The sequence below is a fragment of the Methylobacterium sp. AC690 genome, from assembly GCF_979256535.1.
In genome coordinates, this window is the sequence record NZ_CEEDOX010000006.1 from 160,651 (window position 1) to 175,471 (window position 14,821).

Genomic DNA, 14,821 nt, shown 5'->3' on the forward strand with positions numbered 1-14,821 from the left:
AACCCCGAATTGCGAACCGCTCCAAGGTAGGATCATTGTCCCGCCGGACACGACGGGGTGGACCGAGGCATGCCAGCAGGGGCGTTCATGGGCGGGGAGGCGACGGTCGCGGTGACCGCGCTCCTGCTCGTGCTCTGCATGGGCCTCTGGGCGAGTGGCCTGATCGCCGAGATCATCACCGCGATGCTGTTCTTCGCCGGGGCGATGCTGTTCCACCTCGCGCCCCCCGCGACGGTGTTCTCGGGCTTCGCCTCCTCGGCGTTCTGGCTCGTCCTGAGCGGCATGGTGGTCGGTCTGGCCATGACGCGCTCGGGGCTCGGCGACCGCTTGGCGCGAAGCCTGTCGGGGCATCTCTCCACCTCCTACCCGGCCTTCATCGCCGGGATCGTCGCCCTGTCCTTCGCCGTCGCCTTCGTGATGCCGTCGAATCTGGGGCGGATCGCCCTGCTGGTTCCGGTGGTGCTGGCGTTGTGCGACGCCTTCGGCCTCGCGGGCGGGCGCCCCGGCCGCCACGGTGCGGTCCTGGCGGTGGGGCTCGCCACGCCGATCCTCTCCGCCGCGATCCTGCCCGCGAACGTGCCGAATCTCGTGATGGCGGGGACGGCGGAGACGCAGTACGGCCTCCACATCGCCTACCTGCCCTACCTCCTGCTGCACGCGCCGGTCCTGGCCCTGGCGAAGGGCGTCCTGCTGGTCCTGGCGATTCTCTGGATCTTTCCCGACCGGCTCGACCATGGCGAGAACGGGGCCGCCCTGGTGAAGGAGCCCCTGCGCCCCGAGGCGCGCCGCCTCGCGGTGATCCTCGCTGGAACCCTTGCGCTCTGGGTCACGGACAGCCTGCACCACATCGCCCCCGCCTGGGTCGGCCTCGTCGCCGCGATCCTCTGTCTGATGCCCCGCATCGGCGTCCTGCCCGCCGAGGCCTTCGGCGCGGTGAACCTGCGGACCTGCTTCTACGTGGCCGCGCTCCTCGGCCTCGTGGCCACCGTGAACGAGACCGGTCTCGGCGCCCGCCTGGGCCATGCCCTCCTCCACGTCGCGCCCCTCACCCCCGATGCGCCCGGCTACAATTTCGGGATTTTGACAGGTCTGGCGGCGATCCTGACCCTGGCGGTGACGGCCAACGGCGCCCCGGCACTCTACACGGCGCTCGCGGGCGAGATGGCCCGGGCCAGCGGCCTCGACCTGGCGGCCGTGGTGATGATCCAGGTGGTCGGCTACTCGACCCTGTTCCTGCCCTACCAGGCGCCACCGATCGTGCTCGCCGTCGATCTCGGCAAGGTGCCGCTGCGGGCGGCGACGAAGCTCACGCTGACGACGGGGCTCGTGTCCCTCCTCGTGATCGCGCCCCTGGATTATCTGTGGTGGCGCGCGCTCGGATGGCTGCCGTGAGGCGATTCGGACCGAATGACGATTTGGCGGTTGTGTCGCATGTGCACTGCGGCAAACTCGGGTTGCGCATTGGCGCCTGCCCGCTAGCACTTTAGAGACGATCCAAATTTTTCTTGGTGCGCCTTCAAATCCGGGTGCGCCGCCCAGTCGAGGACCTTCCGCACGATGGCTCCCACCGTCCGTCCCACGGTCGCCCAGCCGCTCTCGCCCCACCTCCAGATCTATCGCTGGACCTGGACCATGGCGATGTCGGTGTTCCATCGCATCACCGGCACCGCACTCTATGGCGGCTCGGCTCTGGTGGCGATCTGGCTGGTGGCCCTCGCCTCGGGTCCGGGCGCCTACGGCACCGTATCGTGGTTCTTCGGCTCGATCGTCGGGCGCCTGGTGCTGTTCGTCTACACCTGGATCCTGATGCACCACATGCTGGGCGGGCTGCGCCACTTCATCTGGGATCTCGGCTACGGCTTCGACCGCGCCCAGCGCATGGGCCTCGCCCGCGCCACCCTGATCGGCTCCGTCATCCTGACCGTCCTGATCTGGGCGCTCGCCCTGACCCTGCGCTGAGGAGGCGGACCGATGGTCGACAATCGCCAGAACACCAACGTCACCATGCGCACGCCCCGCGCCCGGGTGAAGGGCCTCGGGGCCTCGGGCCACGGCGCGGGCCATTTCTGGATCCAGCGCCTGACCGCCGCCGCCAACGCGCCGCTCATGCTGGCCTTCGTGGTGATCGTCGCCCTGATGGCGAACCGGCCCTACCCGGAGGCCATCGCGCTGATGTCGCACCCGGTGGTGGCGCTCATCCTGATCCTCGCCGTGATCTCGGTCACGGCCCATATGAGGATCGGCATGCAAGTCGTGATCGAAGACTACGTCCACGACAGGACGCTCAAGCTCTTGAGCCTGCTTGCGAACAATTTCTACGCGGTCATCGTCGCCGTGGCCTGCCTGTACGCGATCCTGCGCGTCAGCCTCGGCAAGCTCGTCTGACCCGCACCCCGAACCCGAAGGATCAGCCCATGGCCACCAACGGAACCAACGGCAACGGCACCCCCGCCTACACGATCAACGACCACACCTTCGACGTGGTGGTGGTGGGTGCGGGCGGCGCCGGCCTCCGCGCCACCGTGGGCTGCTCCCAGGCCGGCCTGCGCACCGCCTGCATCTCGAAGGTGTTCCCCACCCGCTCGCACACGGTGGCGGCGCAGGGCGGCATCTCGGCCTCCCTCGGCAACATGGGTCCCGACGATTGGCGCTGGCACATGTACGACACCGTGAAGGGGTCGGACTGGCTCGGCGACCAGGACGCGATCGAGTACCTCGTGCGCAACGCACCGGCGGCCGTCTACGAACTCGAGCATTGGGGCGTGCCCTTCTCGCGCACCGAAGAGGGCAAGATCTACCAGCGGCCGTTCGGCGGCATGACCACCGATTACGGCAAGGGCACCGCCCAGCGCACCTGCGCGGCGGCGGATCGCACCGGCCACGCCATGCTGCACACCCTCTACGGGCAGGCGGTGAAGAACCACACCAACTTCTTCATCGAGTACTTCGCCCTCGACCTCATCATGGATGAGGAGGGCCGCTGCCTCGGCGTCATCGCCATCGACCAGGCGTCCGGCGAGATCCACCGCTTCCGCGCCCAGATGACGATCCTGGCCACCGGCGGCTACGGGCGCTCGTACTTCTCGGCCACCTCGGCCCATACCTGCACCGGCGACGGCAACGCCATGGTGCTGCGCGCCGGCCTGCCCCTGCAGGACATGGAGTTCGTGCAGTTCCACCCGACCGGCATCTACGGCGCCGGCTGCCTGATCACCGAGGGCGCGCGCGGCGAGGGTGGCTATCTCACCAATTCCGAGGGCGAGCGCTTCATGGAGCGCTACGCTCCGTCAGCCAAGGACCTCGCCTCGCGCGACGTGGTCTCCCGCTCGATGACCATGGAGATCCGGGCCGGTCGGGGCGTCGGCAAGTCCAACGACCACATCTACCTGCACCTCGACCACCTCGATCCGGCCATCCTGCACCAGCGCCTTCCCGGCATCTCGGAATCGGCCAAGATCTTCGCCGGCGTCGACGTCACCAAGGAGCCGATCCCGGTGCTGCCGACCGTGCACTACAACATGGGCGGCATCCCCACGAACTATCACGGCGAGGTGCTGACCCTGCGCAACGGCAACCCCGACACCGTGGTGCCGGGCCTGATGGCGCTGGGCGAGGCGGCCTGCGTCTCGGTGCACGGGGCCAACCGCCTCGGCTCGAACTCGTTGATCGACCTCGTGGTCTTCGGCCGGGCCGCGGGCCTGCGCTGCGCCGAGATCGTCGAGCCGGGCGCCCGACAGATGGAGCTGCCGAAGGACTCCGCCGACAAGGCCCTCGGGCGGCTCGACCGCTTCCGCTACGCCAGCGGCGGCACGCCGACGGCGCAGCTGCGCGCCGAGATGCAGAAGACCATGCAGAACAACTGCGCCGTCTTCCGCACCGGCGAGGTCCTGGAAGAGGGCAAGACCCTGATCCACAAGGTCGCCGCCGGCATCCCGGACATCCACGTCAACGACCGCTCGCTGATCTGGAACACCGATCTCCTCGAGACCCTGGAATTCGACAACCTCATCGGCCAGGCCGTCGTCACCATGGAATGCGCTGCCAACCGCAAGGAAAGCCGCGGCGCCCACGCCCGCGAGGACTTCCCGGACCGCGACGACAAGGAGTGGATGAAGCACACCCTGGCCTGGATGGACGACACCTCCAAGCAGGTCAGCATCGATTACCGTCCGGTCCACACCTACACGATGTCGAACGAGATCCAGTACATCGAGCCGAAGGCGCGCGTGTACTGAGGCAACGACGTTCGTCGTTGCTCAGGCTGGTTCTCACGAGACGGATTTAGGCACGCCACACCATGGCTCAGTTCAATCTCCCCAAGAACTCCCAGATCACCGAGGGCAAGACCTGGCCTCGGCCCCAGGGAGCCAACAACCTGCAGGAATTCCGGATCTACCGCTGGAATCCCGATGACGGCAAAAATCCGCGCGTCGACGTCTACCAGGTCGACCGGGACGATTGCGGCCCGATGGTCCTCGACGCCCTGCTGTGGATCAAGAGCAAGGTCGACTCGACCCTGGTCTTCCGCCGCTCCTGCCGCGAGGGCATCTGCGGCTCCTGCGCCATGAACATCGAGGGCCAGAACGCGCTGGCCTGCACCATGGGCATCGACGAGTGCCAGGAGCACGCCAAGGGCAAGAAGACCGGCGCGGTGCGGATCTACCCGCTGCCGCACATGCCGGTGCTGAAGGACCTCGTCCCCGATCTGACGAACTTCTTCGCCCAGCACGCCTCGATCGAGCCCTGGCTCCAGACCGAGACGCCCGCCCCCGAAGGCGAGTGGAAGCAGACGCCGGAGGACCGGGCCCAGCTCGACGGTCTCTACGAGTGCATCCTCTGCGCTTGCTGCACCACCTCGTGCCCGAGCTACTGGTGGAACGGCGACCGCTTCCTCGGCCCCGCGGCCCTGCTCCAGGCCTATCGCTGGTTGATCGACAGCCGCGACGAGAACACCGGCGAGCGTCTCGACGCTCTGCATGATCCCTTCCGGCTGTATCGCTGCCACACGATCATGAACTGCGCCAACACCTGCCCGAAGAGCCTGAACCCGGCGAAAGCCATCGCCGAGATCAAGAAGATGATGATCGCCCGCGAGGTCTGAGGCTCGGCCCCGGTCACGACCGGACGACGTACGAAAAAGGGGCGCGCGGTCGACCGGACCGCCCGCCCCTTTTTCTTGGGCCGGTCTCGCCGGCGCCCGCCCTCGAAGGACACGGGGCTCCCCCGGGGGGGAGAGCCCGCCGCGCCGGCCTACTCGGCCGGGGCGTGATGGGGCACGTGCACGGCGCCCGGCTCCGCCGCGGGCTGGATGCCCTCGGTGGCGTCCTTGCGGCGGAAGAGGCGCATCACCACCACGAAGAACACCGGCACGAAGAGGACCGCCAGGACGGTGGCCGAGATCATGCCGCCGAGCACCCCGGTGCCGATCGCCTGCTGACTCCGCGATGCGGCGCCCGTGGCGATGGCCAGCGGCACGACGCCGAAGATGAAGGCCAGCGAGGTCATGACGATCGGGCGGAAGCGGAGCGTCGCCGCCTCGATGGTCGCGTCCACCAGCGATGTCCCGGGCTTCCAGAGGTCCTTGGCGAATTCCACGATCAGGATCGCGTTCTTGGCCGAGAGACCGATGATCGTGATGATGCCGATCTTGAAGTAGACGTCGTTGGGCATCCCGCGCAGGTACACCGCCGCCACCGAGCCGATCACCCCGAGCGGGATCACGAGCAGCACCGAGAACGGGATCGACCAGCTCTCGTAGAGGGCGGCTAGGCACAGGAACACGATCAGGATCGACAGGCCGAGCAGCAGCGAGGCCTGTGAGCCCGCCTGCTTCTCCTGCAGGGACTGACCGGTCCAGGCATAGCCGAACCCCTTCGGGAGCTGCTCCATCAGCCGCTCCATCTCGTTGAGCGCATCGCCCGAGGTGTAGCCGGCGGCCGGCTCGCCGGTGATGCGGACCGACTGGTAGCCGTTGAAGCCGATGATCTGGGCCGGGCCGACGCCCCATTTCAGGTCGGCGAAGGACGACATCGGCACCATCGTCCCCGAAGCGTTCTTCACCCCGTAGTTCAGGATGTCGGCCGCCTTCAGGCGCTGCGCGTCCTCGGCCTGGACGATCACGCGCTGCATCTTGCCCCGGTTCGGGAAGTCGTTGGTGTAGACCGAGCCGAGATTGACCTGGATGGTGTTGTTGATCTCCTCGAAGTCGACGCCGAGGGCGGCCGCCTTCTCACGGTCGATGACGAGTTCCGCCTGGGGCGCCGGGGGCAGGCCCTCGACATAGACCTTCTGCAGGACGGGGCTCTTGCGGGCGAGCGACAGCAACTGCTCCTGGGCCGCCATCAGGGCGGAGTAGCCCTTCTGCGCGCGGTCCTGGAGGCGGAAGCTGAAGCCGGAGGCGTTGCCGAGATTGTCGATCGGCGGCGGCTCGAGGGCCTGGATCACCGCGTCCTTGTAGGACGCCAACGCCTTGTTGGTGCCCTCGATCAGCTTGGCCGCCGAGTTGTCGGCATCGCGCTCGCCCCAGGGCTTCAGGGTCACGAAGGCCTGCGAGGTCACCTGTCCCTGGCCCGAGAACGAGAAGCCGTTGACGACGGTCACGGTCGCCACGCCGGGCTGGGCGAGAAGGTGTTCCTCGACCTTCTTCACGGCCGCCTCGGTGCGGTTGAAGGAGGAGCCCGGCGGGGTCTGGATGTCGACGGTGAAGAAGCCCTGGTCCTCCACCGGCAGGAAGCCCTCCGGCAGGCGGAGGAAGGCGTAGCCGAGGCCGATGACCAGGGCGAGGTAGACCAGCATGACCCGGCCGGAGCGCTTGATCAGCCCGGCGACGCCGCGCCCGTAGCGGGCGGTCTCGCGGTCCACCACCCGGTTGAACCAGCCGAAGATGCCGCCCTTCGAATGGCCGTGGCCCTTCTCGATGGGCTTCAGCAGGGTCGCGCACAGGGCCGGGGTCAGCGACAGGGCCAGCAGCGCCGAGAAGGCGATCGAGGTCACCATGGCGATGGAGAACTGGCGGTAGATGATGCCGACCGAGCCGGGGAAGAACGCCATCGGGATGAACACCGCGATCAGCACCAGCGTGATGCCGATGATGGCGCCGGTGATCTGGCTCATCGCCTTGCGGGTGGCCTCCTTCGGGGAGAGGCCCTCCTCGTTCATGATGCGCTCGACGTTCTCGACCACCACGATGGCGTCGTCGACGAGGATGCCGATGGCCAGCACCATGCCGAACATGGTGAGCACGTTCACCGAGAAGCCGGCGAGCAGCATCACCGTGCAGGTGCCCATCAGGGCGATCGGGACCACGATGGTGGGGATCAGCGTGTAGCGGATGTTCTGCAGGAAGACGAACATCACGATGAACACCAGCACCACCGCCTCGACGAGGGTGTGGAGCACCTTCTCGATGGAGGCCTCGACCGCCGGGGTGATGTCGTACGGGATGTCCCACTTCACGTTCGACGGGAAGAACTGGGACAGCTCCTCCATCTTGGCGCGGATGGCGGAGGCGGTCTGGAGGGCGTTGCCGTCCGGCGCCAGCGTCACCGAGATGCCCGCCGCCTCGCCGCCGTCGAGGCGGGTGGTGAACTTGTAGTCCTCGCCGCCGAGCTCGATCCGGGCGACGTCGCGCAGGCGCACGTTGGAGCCGTCGGAATTGGCGCGCAGCACGATGGCGCCGAACTCCTCCGGCGCGGTCATCTGGCCCTTCACGATGATGGGGAAGTTGACCGGGTTGCTCTGCGGGCTCGGCATGGCGCCGACGGCGCCGGAGGCGATCTGGACGTTCTGGTTCGAGATCGCCTTCGACACGTCGGAGGCGTTGAGCGACAGGCCGCGCAGCTTGTCGGAATCGATCCAGATGCGCAGGCTGCGCTCGGTGGAGTACAGCGTCGCGCGCCCGACGCCGGGGATGCGGCGGATCTCGTTGATGACGTTGCGGATGAGGAAGTCGCCGAGCGCGATCTCGTCCATCGACTTGTCGGGCGAGACCAGGGTGATGATCTGCAGGGTCGCGGCGGAGGCTTCCTCCACCAGGGTGCCCTGCTGACGCACCTCGGCCGGCAGGCGCGCCTCGACGCGCTTGAGGCGGTTCTGCACCTCGACGCCCGCGAGGCTCGAATCGGTGCCGGGCTGGAACTGCGCGGTGATCTCGACCACGCCGAAAGCGTCGCTGGCCGATTCGAAGCTGAGGATGTTTGCTGCGCCGTTGAGCTCATCCTCGATGAGCCGGGTGGTGCCGGTGTAGAGGTTCTCCACCGAGGCGCCTGGATAGGCGGTCGAGAGCGCGATGGATGGCGGCGCGATCACGGGATACTGCGCCACCGGCAATTGCGGGATCGTGAGCAGGCCGCCCAGGATGATGAAGAGGGCGACGACCCAGGCGAAGACCGGCCGGTCGATGAAGAAGCGAGCCATGGTTCAGCGCACCTGCGACACGGGCTTGGGGGAGGCCGCATCGGGCGAGGCCGCCTTGGGCGAGGCCGCGTTGGGCGCCCCGGGCTTCGGCGCACCCGTCGATTTGGTGGTCTCGGGCTCCGGAACGTCGGTGTCGCGGGGCTTCGGCCCGGAATCGGCGGTGGCGACCTTCAGCTCGACGGTCTTCACCTGCTGCCCGGCGGTGATCTTCTGCACGCCCTCGACGACCACGCGGTCGCCGGCCTTCAGGCCCGAGCGGATGACCCATTGGTTGTCGACCACCGGGCCGACCTCCACGGGCTGAAGCATCACCTTGCTGTCGTCGCGCACCACCCAGACCTCGGCCTTGCCGTCGTTGGTCCGCTGGATCGCCTGCTGCGGCACCGCGAGCGCATCGGTGTCGATGCCCTGCTTGATGCGGGCGCGCACGTACATGCCGGGGAAGAGCTCGTCATGGGGGTTGGGGAACAGCACGCGCAGGGTCACCTGACCGGTGCTCGGATCGGCCGTCACGTCGGAGAACAGCAGCTTGCCGGCCGAGCCGTAGAGCGTGCCGTCATCCATGATGAGGTGGACGTTGGCCGTGTCGGCCGAGAGACGCGAGAGCTCGCCGCTGGCGAGGTCGCGGCGCAGCTTGTTCAGCTCGCCCACCGACTGGGTGATGTCGACGTAGATCGGGTCGAGCTGCTGGATGGTGGCGAGGTTGGCGGTGCCGCCCTGCTCCACCAGGGTGCCCTCGGTGAGCAGCGCCCGGCCGATGCGACCCGAGATCGGGGCGCGGACATCGGTGTAGCCGAGGTTGAGCTTGGCGCGGTCGCGCGTCGCCTTGGCGCCGGCGACCTCGGCCTGCGCCTGCTTCAGGCCGGCATAGGCGGCGTCGTACTGGGCCTGACTCGCGGTCTGGCGCGAGAGCAGCTGTTCCAGGCGATCGGCCTGCTGTCCGGCGAGGACCTGCGCGGCCTCGGTCCGGGCCAACGCGGCTTCCGCGCTCTGGAGCTCGACCTCGAACGGCGCCGGGTCGATCTTGTAGAGGACGTCGCCCTCCTTCACGAGGCTGCCCTGCTCGAAGGTGCGCTTCACCACGAGGCCGGAGACGCGCGAGCGCACCTCGGCGATGCGCAGCGGCGCAACGCGGCCCGGCAGATCGCGCACGTAGGGAATCGGCTGCTCGTGGACGGTCACGATGTTGACCTCCGGAATGGGTCCCGGAACCGGCGCCGCCGCCTGCTGCTTCTGATTGCAGGCCGAGAGAGCGACCAGGACGACGCCCGCGGCGAGCGCGGTCGGCCGGGCCCCGAACAGGCGGTGGTTGAAAGACGTCACGATCGCGTCGCTCCTGCGAGATTCTGGCGGATGGCCCGCGTTGCGCGGGCCGGCGTCGCCGGGTTCAGGGGCCAGGGCCCGCCGCGGGCGGTTCGGGCCATGGCAAGCGCCGGACCATGTCGCATGGCCGGGCGCGGTGAGGGCGGTGATAGGTGTGGAGGCGTCGCCCACGCTGCCGCAGCGCGGGTCGCATCGCTCCGACCCGGTCCGAATCGTCCGATGACGATCCCGGGGATGCCCGACAATCTGGGCGTTCCGACGACACAGGTTGTATTCAACGCGAAAAGGTGACGTCGAATGCCGTGCGCGCCGGACGGCGGCAGACCGTTCAGGCCGGGCGGGTACGTCTGGGAGGGCGCTCGAGGGGGGCGACCGCGCGCGTCGCCGGGGCCGGCAGGAGGCGCGGCATCGCGAGGCGATCCGCCCTGTGCTTCGTCACGAGCGGGATCCGCAGGGCCGCGACGCTGCCGTAGCTGTCGTCGAGGTCGGCCATCGCGGCCGAGACGCGCAGGTTGCTGTCCCGGTTCTCCGGGAGCGCGGCCTGGGACATCACGGTCTGGCGGGCGAAGCCGTGTGGCACGTCCCCCGCCGTCCGCAGCAGCGGCAGGACGGCGCAAACGAGGAGCAGCAGCGCGAGCAGACCGGACGCCACCACCTCGACCGCACGCACGACCGGGCGCGCCGCCGTGGCCGCGGCCGATCCAGGGAGGCACGCGGTCGCCTTGGCGGCGCCTGCGATAGGGTCAGGGTTGGGTCTCACCACACCGAGTCTGGGGGTAAGCCGGCTTCGCCGCAAGTTCCTGCGGCATTGTGTCAGGTGCTGAGACGCACGCCCGGTGGCCCCCGGCCCGAGGGCGTTGCCGGGATCACACAGGGGCGGCGCGTTCGGTCCTGATGCGGTTGACCCCCCTCCCCCATCACGCCAAGGCTCGCGCCCCCGACCATAAGCCTCCGGGAAAGCCGGGCCCTCGCGCCCGCCCTTTGCCGGCTCTCGGCTGGAGGAGACGACCATGCAGACGCGCCGCGTTCTCGCCGCATCCGCCCTGGCGGCGGCCCTGACCGTATCGACCGGACCGGCCTTCGCCGGAAACCCGTTCGACAGCGGGCCGATCGCCGACTTCATGAACATCTTCAAGGAGCAGGCGATCCCGCGCGAGACCGTCGCCTGGAAGGGCACGGAGAAGCCCGGCACCATCGTGGTCTCGACCAGCCAGCGCCGGCTGTTCTACGTGCTCGGCGGCGGCCAGGCCGTGCGCTACGGGGTCGGCGTCGGGCGCCAGGGCTTCTCGTGGTCCGGCGAGAAGACCGTGACGATGAAGAAGGAATGGCCGGATTGGCGTCCGCCGTCGCAGATGCTGGCGCGCCGTCCCGACCTGCCGCGCTTCATGGCTGGCGGCCAGGACAACCCCCTCGGCGCCCGCGCGCTCTACCTCGGTTCCTCGCTCTACCGCATCCACGGCTCGAACGAGCCGGAGACCATGGGCGCCGCGGTGTCCTCGGGTTGCATCCGCATGACCAACAAGGACGTGGTCGATCTCTACGACCGCGCCAAGGTCGGGACCAAGGTCGTCGTCCGCAACTGAGGCGTCCGTCCGGCGCTTCCCCCCTCGATCTCCATCCCGCCTCCAGTCGGCCCTCACTGGACCATGACGTGAGGACGGGATGATCTTCGGGGTGGATATCGGCCTGATCGCGGGTCTGTTCGCGGTCGCGGTGGCGGCCGGCTGCGTCGACGCGATCGCGGGCGGCGGGGGCCTCCTGACCCTGCCGGCCCTGCTGCTCTCAGGCCTGGATCCCGTCTCGGCGATCGCCACGAACAAGCTCCAGGGCAGTGCCGGCGCGGTCTCCTCGACCCTGGCCTTCGCGCGCCGCCGCCTGATCCACTGGCCCGACGCCTGGAAGATCGCGCTCAGCGCCGGCTGCGCCTCGGTGGCGGGCGCCCTCTGCGTCAGCCTGCTGCCGCGCGCCCTGCTGGACGCCGCCGTGCCGATCCTGCTGGTGGCCATCGCGATCTACTTCGCGACCGCCAAGCGCATGAGCAACGAGGACGCCACCGCGCGGATCACCCCGAACTGGTTCGCCCTGACCTGGGCGCCGGCCGTGGGCTTCTACGACGGGGTCTTCGGTCCCGGTGCCGGCGCCTTCTACATGATCGGGTTCGTGACCCTGCTGGGGCTCGGCGTGGTGAAGGGCACCGCCCACACCAAGCTCGCCAATGCCGCGAGCAACCTCGGCAGCCTGGCGCTGTTCGCGCTGGGCGGCCACGTGGTCTGGGCGATCGGCCTGATGATGGCGGTGGGCGCCTTCATCGGCGCGCAGATCGGCTCCCGCCTGGCGATCCGCATGGGCGCCCGGCTGATCCGCCCCCTCCTCGTCTCCATCGCCTGCCTGATGGCCCTGCGCCTCCTCTCCGATCCGGCCAACCCGCTGCGCCGGACGGTGATGGGGCTGTTCGGGGGCTGACGCCCGGCGCGGGGGTCGGCGCGGCTCCGTCCGCCCTGATCGGCGAACGGTTTGAAGCGGGATCGCCTCACGGGGCCCGCGTTGCCAGGACGTGCGCCACGATCGCGTTGGCGTGCCCGTGGCCCATCCCGTGCTCGGCCTTCAGCATCGCGACGAGGTCCATGTGCCTGGCCGGAAGTCTGTCTCGGACGAGCTGCTGCCAGACCGCGATGGGTCGGCCGTACCGCTTCTCGATCGACGGGAAATACGACGCCGGTCCCTTGATCGGTTCAGCAGGCATGGCGACGCATCCTCCGGAGACAGCGCCCGACGATTGCAGATGGGACGCGGGGCCCGCAAGATGCCCTTGCCGCGACTTGCGGGCCGAGCGCGGGGGCGCGATGCGCGTCCCCGGGTCATTCGATCCCGTCAGAACGTGTAGGAGGCGGATACGACGAAGGTCCGCGGTGAAGCGACCGTGACGAAGGTGCCCGTCGTCAGCCAGTATCGGTTGTCGGCGACGTTCTCGACGTTGAAGCGGAAGACGAACGGCCTGTCGCCGAGGATCGTCGCGTAGCGGAAGCCGAGGTCGAACCGCGTCCAGTCCGGAAAGCGGACGGTGTTGGCACCGGTGAGATACGAGCCAGAGGTGTAGAGCACCCGGCCGTTGAGGGAGAGGCCCCGCACCCAGGGCGTATCCCATTCAAGACCGGCGGAGACGGTGAGATCCGGGACGCCCGCGGCGTCGTTCCCGCGCTGGAGCGGGTCGATCGGCTTGGTCAGTTCGGGCCGCAGGAAGGTTGCGCTCGCGAACCCGCGCAGGGTCGGTGCGATCGCCCCGAAGGCCGACAGTTCAAGGCCCTGATTGCGCTGTTCGCCGTTATACGCCAGGGCATTGGTCGCCGTCTGGACCTGGTCCGGACGGCTGATCTGGAACAGCGCCGCCGTCGTCGTGATGGTGCCCCAGTCGACCTTGATGCCGACTTCCTGCTGGTCCGACTTGTAGGGACTCAGGATCGCGCCCGCGTTGCTGTAGCCCGGCCCCACGATGGTGCCGGCCGTCAGGCCTTCGGCATAGTTCGCGTACAGGGAGACGTTCTTCCAGGGCTTGAACACGATGCCGGCGAGCGGTGACGTGGCGTTCGCGTCGTACTCACTCGTCCGCGCCTGGGTCACGGTGTCGTAGCTCTTCTGGTTCACCATCTGGTAGCGGACGCCCGCGGTCAGCAGGATGGTGTCGTCGAAGGCCGACATCGTATCGGCGACCGCGACGCTGGTCAGCGTGGTCCCGGCATAGCGTTGCGGTGCGACCCGCTCACCCGTCACGACCGGCAGCGGGGACGGGCTGTAGATGTTGGACGGAACCGACTCGTCCGCCGAGTTCGCCACGTAGGCGAAGCCGTCCTCCCGCGTGAACCCGGTATAGACCAGGTTCACCGAATGGTTGATGAAGCCGGTATCGAAGCGCGCCTTCAGCCCGGCATTGCCGCTGACGGTGCTGCTGTAGGAATCGTAGAACGCGTTGACGAGTCGGAAATTGCCGAGGACGTCGGCGCCGCTCGGAAAGCCGAAGACCCGGTAGTCCGGGAAGGTCTGTCGATTGGACCCTGCGCGATACCCGATCCCGCCATAGGCCGTCAGCCAGTCCGTCAGGTCGTATTCGAGGAAGGACGCGACCGTGTTGTCCCGCTGCTGGAGCTGCGTTCCCGGGAACCAGTTGCTGCGGCCGCTCGGCGGGCGCGGGATGAAGGCGATATCCGATTGCAGGCCGATCTGCGGGCGGAAGTTCTTGGTGTCGTCGTTCTGGGAGATCACGTCGAGGGCCCAGCGCAGGCGCTCGCCCTGATAGTCGAGGGAGAGGGCTCCGAGGCCCGTCCGCAGGTTGCCGTCCCGGATCGTCGCCTCGCCGTCGCGGCCCAGGCCGTTGAAGCGGATGCCCCATTCCTTGTTCTCGCCGCCGCGGGCGCTGGCATCGACATGCACGCCGAAGTTACCGGGGCTGATATATTGCGGCGTCACCTGGACGAACGGCACGTCGAGGGCGCGTTTCGTGACGATGTTGATGCTGCCGCCGACGCTGCCGCCCGGCGGAATGCCGTACATGAACGCGCCCGGACCCTTCAGCAGCTCGATGCGTTCGATGTACTGCGCCGCCACGCGATTGGACGAGACTAGGCCGTAGAGGCCGTTCAACCCGACATCCTGCGCCTGAACCTCGAAGCCGCGGATCTGGAAGGTGTCGCTGAAGCCGTTGCTGGCCGTCGTCAGGCGGACCGACGCGTCGTTGACCAGGGTGTCGGCCACGGTCCGCGCCTGCTGGTCCTGGATGACCTGCTGCGTGAAGTTGACGGTGCTGAACGGCGTGTTCAGCGCATCCCGCGTCCCGAGCACACCCAGGGAGCCGCCCCGTGCGAACTGACCCCCGGCATAGGGTGCCGGCAGGTCCTTCAGGAGCCCGACTCCCTGCCCGCCACGCCCCGTGCCAGCCGAGGCCCCCGCCACGGAAAGCTCGTCGAGCTGCACGGATTCTTGCGCTTTGACAGGCGACGTCAGACCTGCCGAGCTGAAAACCAGCGAGGTTGCGCCGATCAAAGCATACGCCGAGGTTGCTGAAAGCGCTGAGGTGATCTTGCGCACCGGT

General features: G+C 68.4%; 12 protein-coding genes. 7 read left to right on the plus strand and 5 right to left on the minus strand.

Features of this window, described 5'->3' with window-relative positions; all coding sequences use genetic code 11:
- Nucleotides 1–69 precede the first annotated feature (69 nt).
- The 5 genes from AC0IY1_RS09200 to AC0IY1_RS09220 all read left to right on the plus strand — a co-directional run bounded on the left by AC0IY1_RS09200 (nt 70) and on the right by AC0IY1_RS09220 (nt 5,101).
- Nucleotides 70–1,392, plus strand: a complete 1,323-nt coding sequence (locus tag AC0IY1_RS09200; protein WP_471769064.1) for an SLC13 family permease — start codon at nt 70–72, stop codon at nt 1,390–1,392.
- Nucleotides 1,393–1,557: 165 nt separating this feature from the next.
- Entirely contained in the window at nt 1,558–1,959 is a 402-nt protein-coding gene (sdhC, locus tag AC0IY1_RS09205) for a succinate dehydrogenase, cytochrome b556 subunit (RefSeq protein ID WP_055952945.1), read from the plus strand.
- A 12-nt stretch (nt 1,960–1,971) separates the two neighbouring features.
- Nucleotides 1,972–2,385, plus strand: coding sequence for a succinate dehydrogenase, hydrophobic membrane anchor protein (gene sdhD, locus AC0IY1_RS09210; protein ID WP_055952942.1), 414 nt, complete (start codon nt 1,972–1,974; stop codon nt 2,383–2,385).
- A 29-nt stretch (nt 2,386–2,414) separates the two neighbouring features.
- A complete protein-coding gene (gene sdhA, locus AC0IY1_RS09215) occupies nt 2,415–4,235 on the plus strand; it encodes a succinate dehydrogenase flavoprotein subunit (RefSeq protein WP_471769066.1) in 1,821 nt (606 codons plus the stop codon).
- 62 nt (nt 4,236–4,297) lie between these two features.
- Complete coding sequence (locus tag AC0IY1_RS09220; protein WP_055952937.1) at nt 4,298–5,101, plus strand: succinate dehydrogenase iron-sulfur subunit; 804 nt, start codon at nt 4,298–4,300, stop codon at nt 5,099–5,101.
- Between the two features lie 149 nt (nt 5,102–5,250).
- Here AC0IY1_RS09220 and AC0IY1_RS09225 read toward each other — a convergent pair whose 3' ends face one another.
- From AC0IY1_RS09225 to AC0IY1_RS09235, 3 genes are all read right to left on the minus strand, one after another.
- Entirely contained in the window at nt 5,251–8,415 is a 3,165-nt protein-coding gene (locus AC0IY1_RS09225) for a multidrug efflux RND transporter permease subunit (RefSeq protein ID WP_471769068.1), read from the minus strand.
- 3 nt (nt 8,416–8,418) lie between these two features.
- Complete coding sequence (locus AC0IY1_RS09230) at nt 8,419–9,717, minus strand: efflux RND transporter periplasmic adaptor subunit (protein WP_471769161.1); 1,299 nt, start codon at nt 9,715–9,717, stop codon at nt 8,419–8,421.
- A 349-nt stretch (nt 9,718–10,066) separates the two neighbouring features.
- Nucleotides 10,067–10,408, minus strand: coding sequence for a hypothetical protein (locus tag AC0IY1_RS09235; protein WP_471769070.1), 342 nt, complete (start codon nt 10,406–10,408; stop codon nt 10,067–10,069).
- Between the two features lie 340 nt (nt 10,409–10,748).
- On the opposite strand from AC0IY1_RS09235, the gene AC0IY1_RS09240 reads away from it, so the two are divergent.
- Both AC0IY1_RS09240 and AC0IY1_RS09245 read left to right on the plus strand, forming a co-directional pair.
- The gene (locus AC0IY1_RS09240; RefSeq protein WP_055952926.1) at nt 10,749–11,321 is read left to right on the plus strand and encodes a L,D-transpeptidase; all 573 of its coding nucleotides are present in this window, start codon (nt 10,749–10,751) and stop codon (nt 11,319–11,321) included.
- Between the two features lie 79 nt (nt 11,322–11,400).
- The gene (locus AC0IY1_RS09245; RefSeq protein ID WP_471769072.1) at nt 11,401–12,201 is read left to right on the plus strand and encodes a TSUP family transporter; all 801 of its coding nucleotides are present in this window, start codon (nt 11,401–11,403) and stop codon (nt 12,199–12,201) included.
- A 67-nt stretch (nt 12,202–12,268) separates the two neighbouring features.
- Here AC0IY1_RS09245 and AC0IY1_RS09250 read toward each other — a convergent pair whose 3' ends face one another.
- Together AC0IY1_RS09250 and AC0IY1_RS09255 are read right to left on the minus strand one after the other, a co-directional pair.
- The gene (locus AC0IY1_RS09250; RefSeq protein WP_471769073.1) at nt 12,269–12,481 is read right to left on the minus strand and encodes a DUF4287 domain-containing protein; all 213 of its coding nucleotides are present in this window, start codon (nt 12,479–12,481) and stop codon (nt 12,269–12,271) included.
- A gap of 128 nt (nt 12,482–12,609) precedes the next feature.
- Complete coding sequence (locus AC0IY1_RS09255; protein ID WP_244477315.1) at nt 12,610–14,703, minus strand: TonB-dependent receptor; 2,094 nt, start codon at nt 14,701–14,703, stop codon at nt 12,610–12,612.
- Between the last annotated feature and the right edge of the window lie 118 nt (nt 14,704–14,821).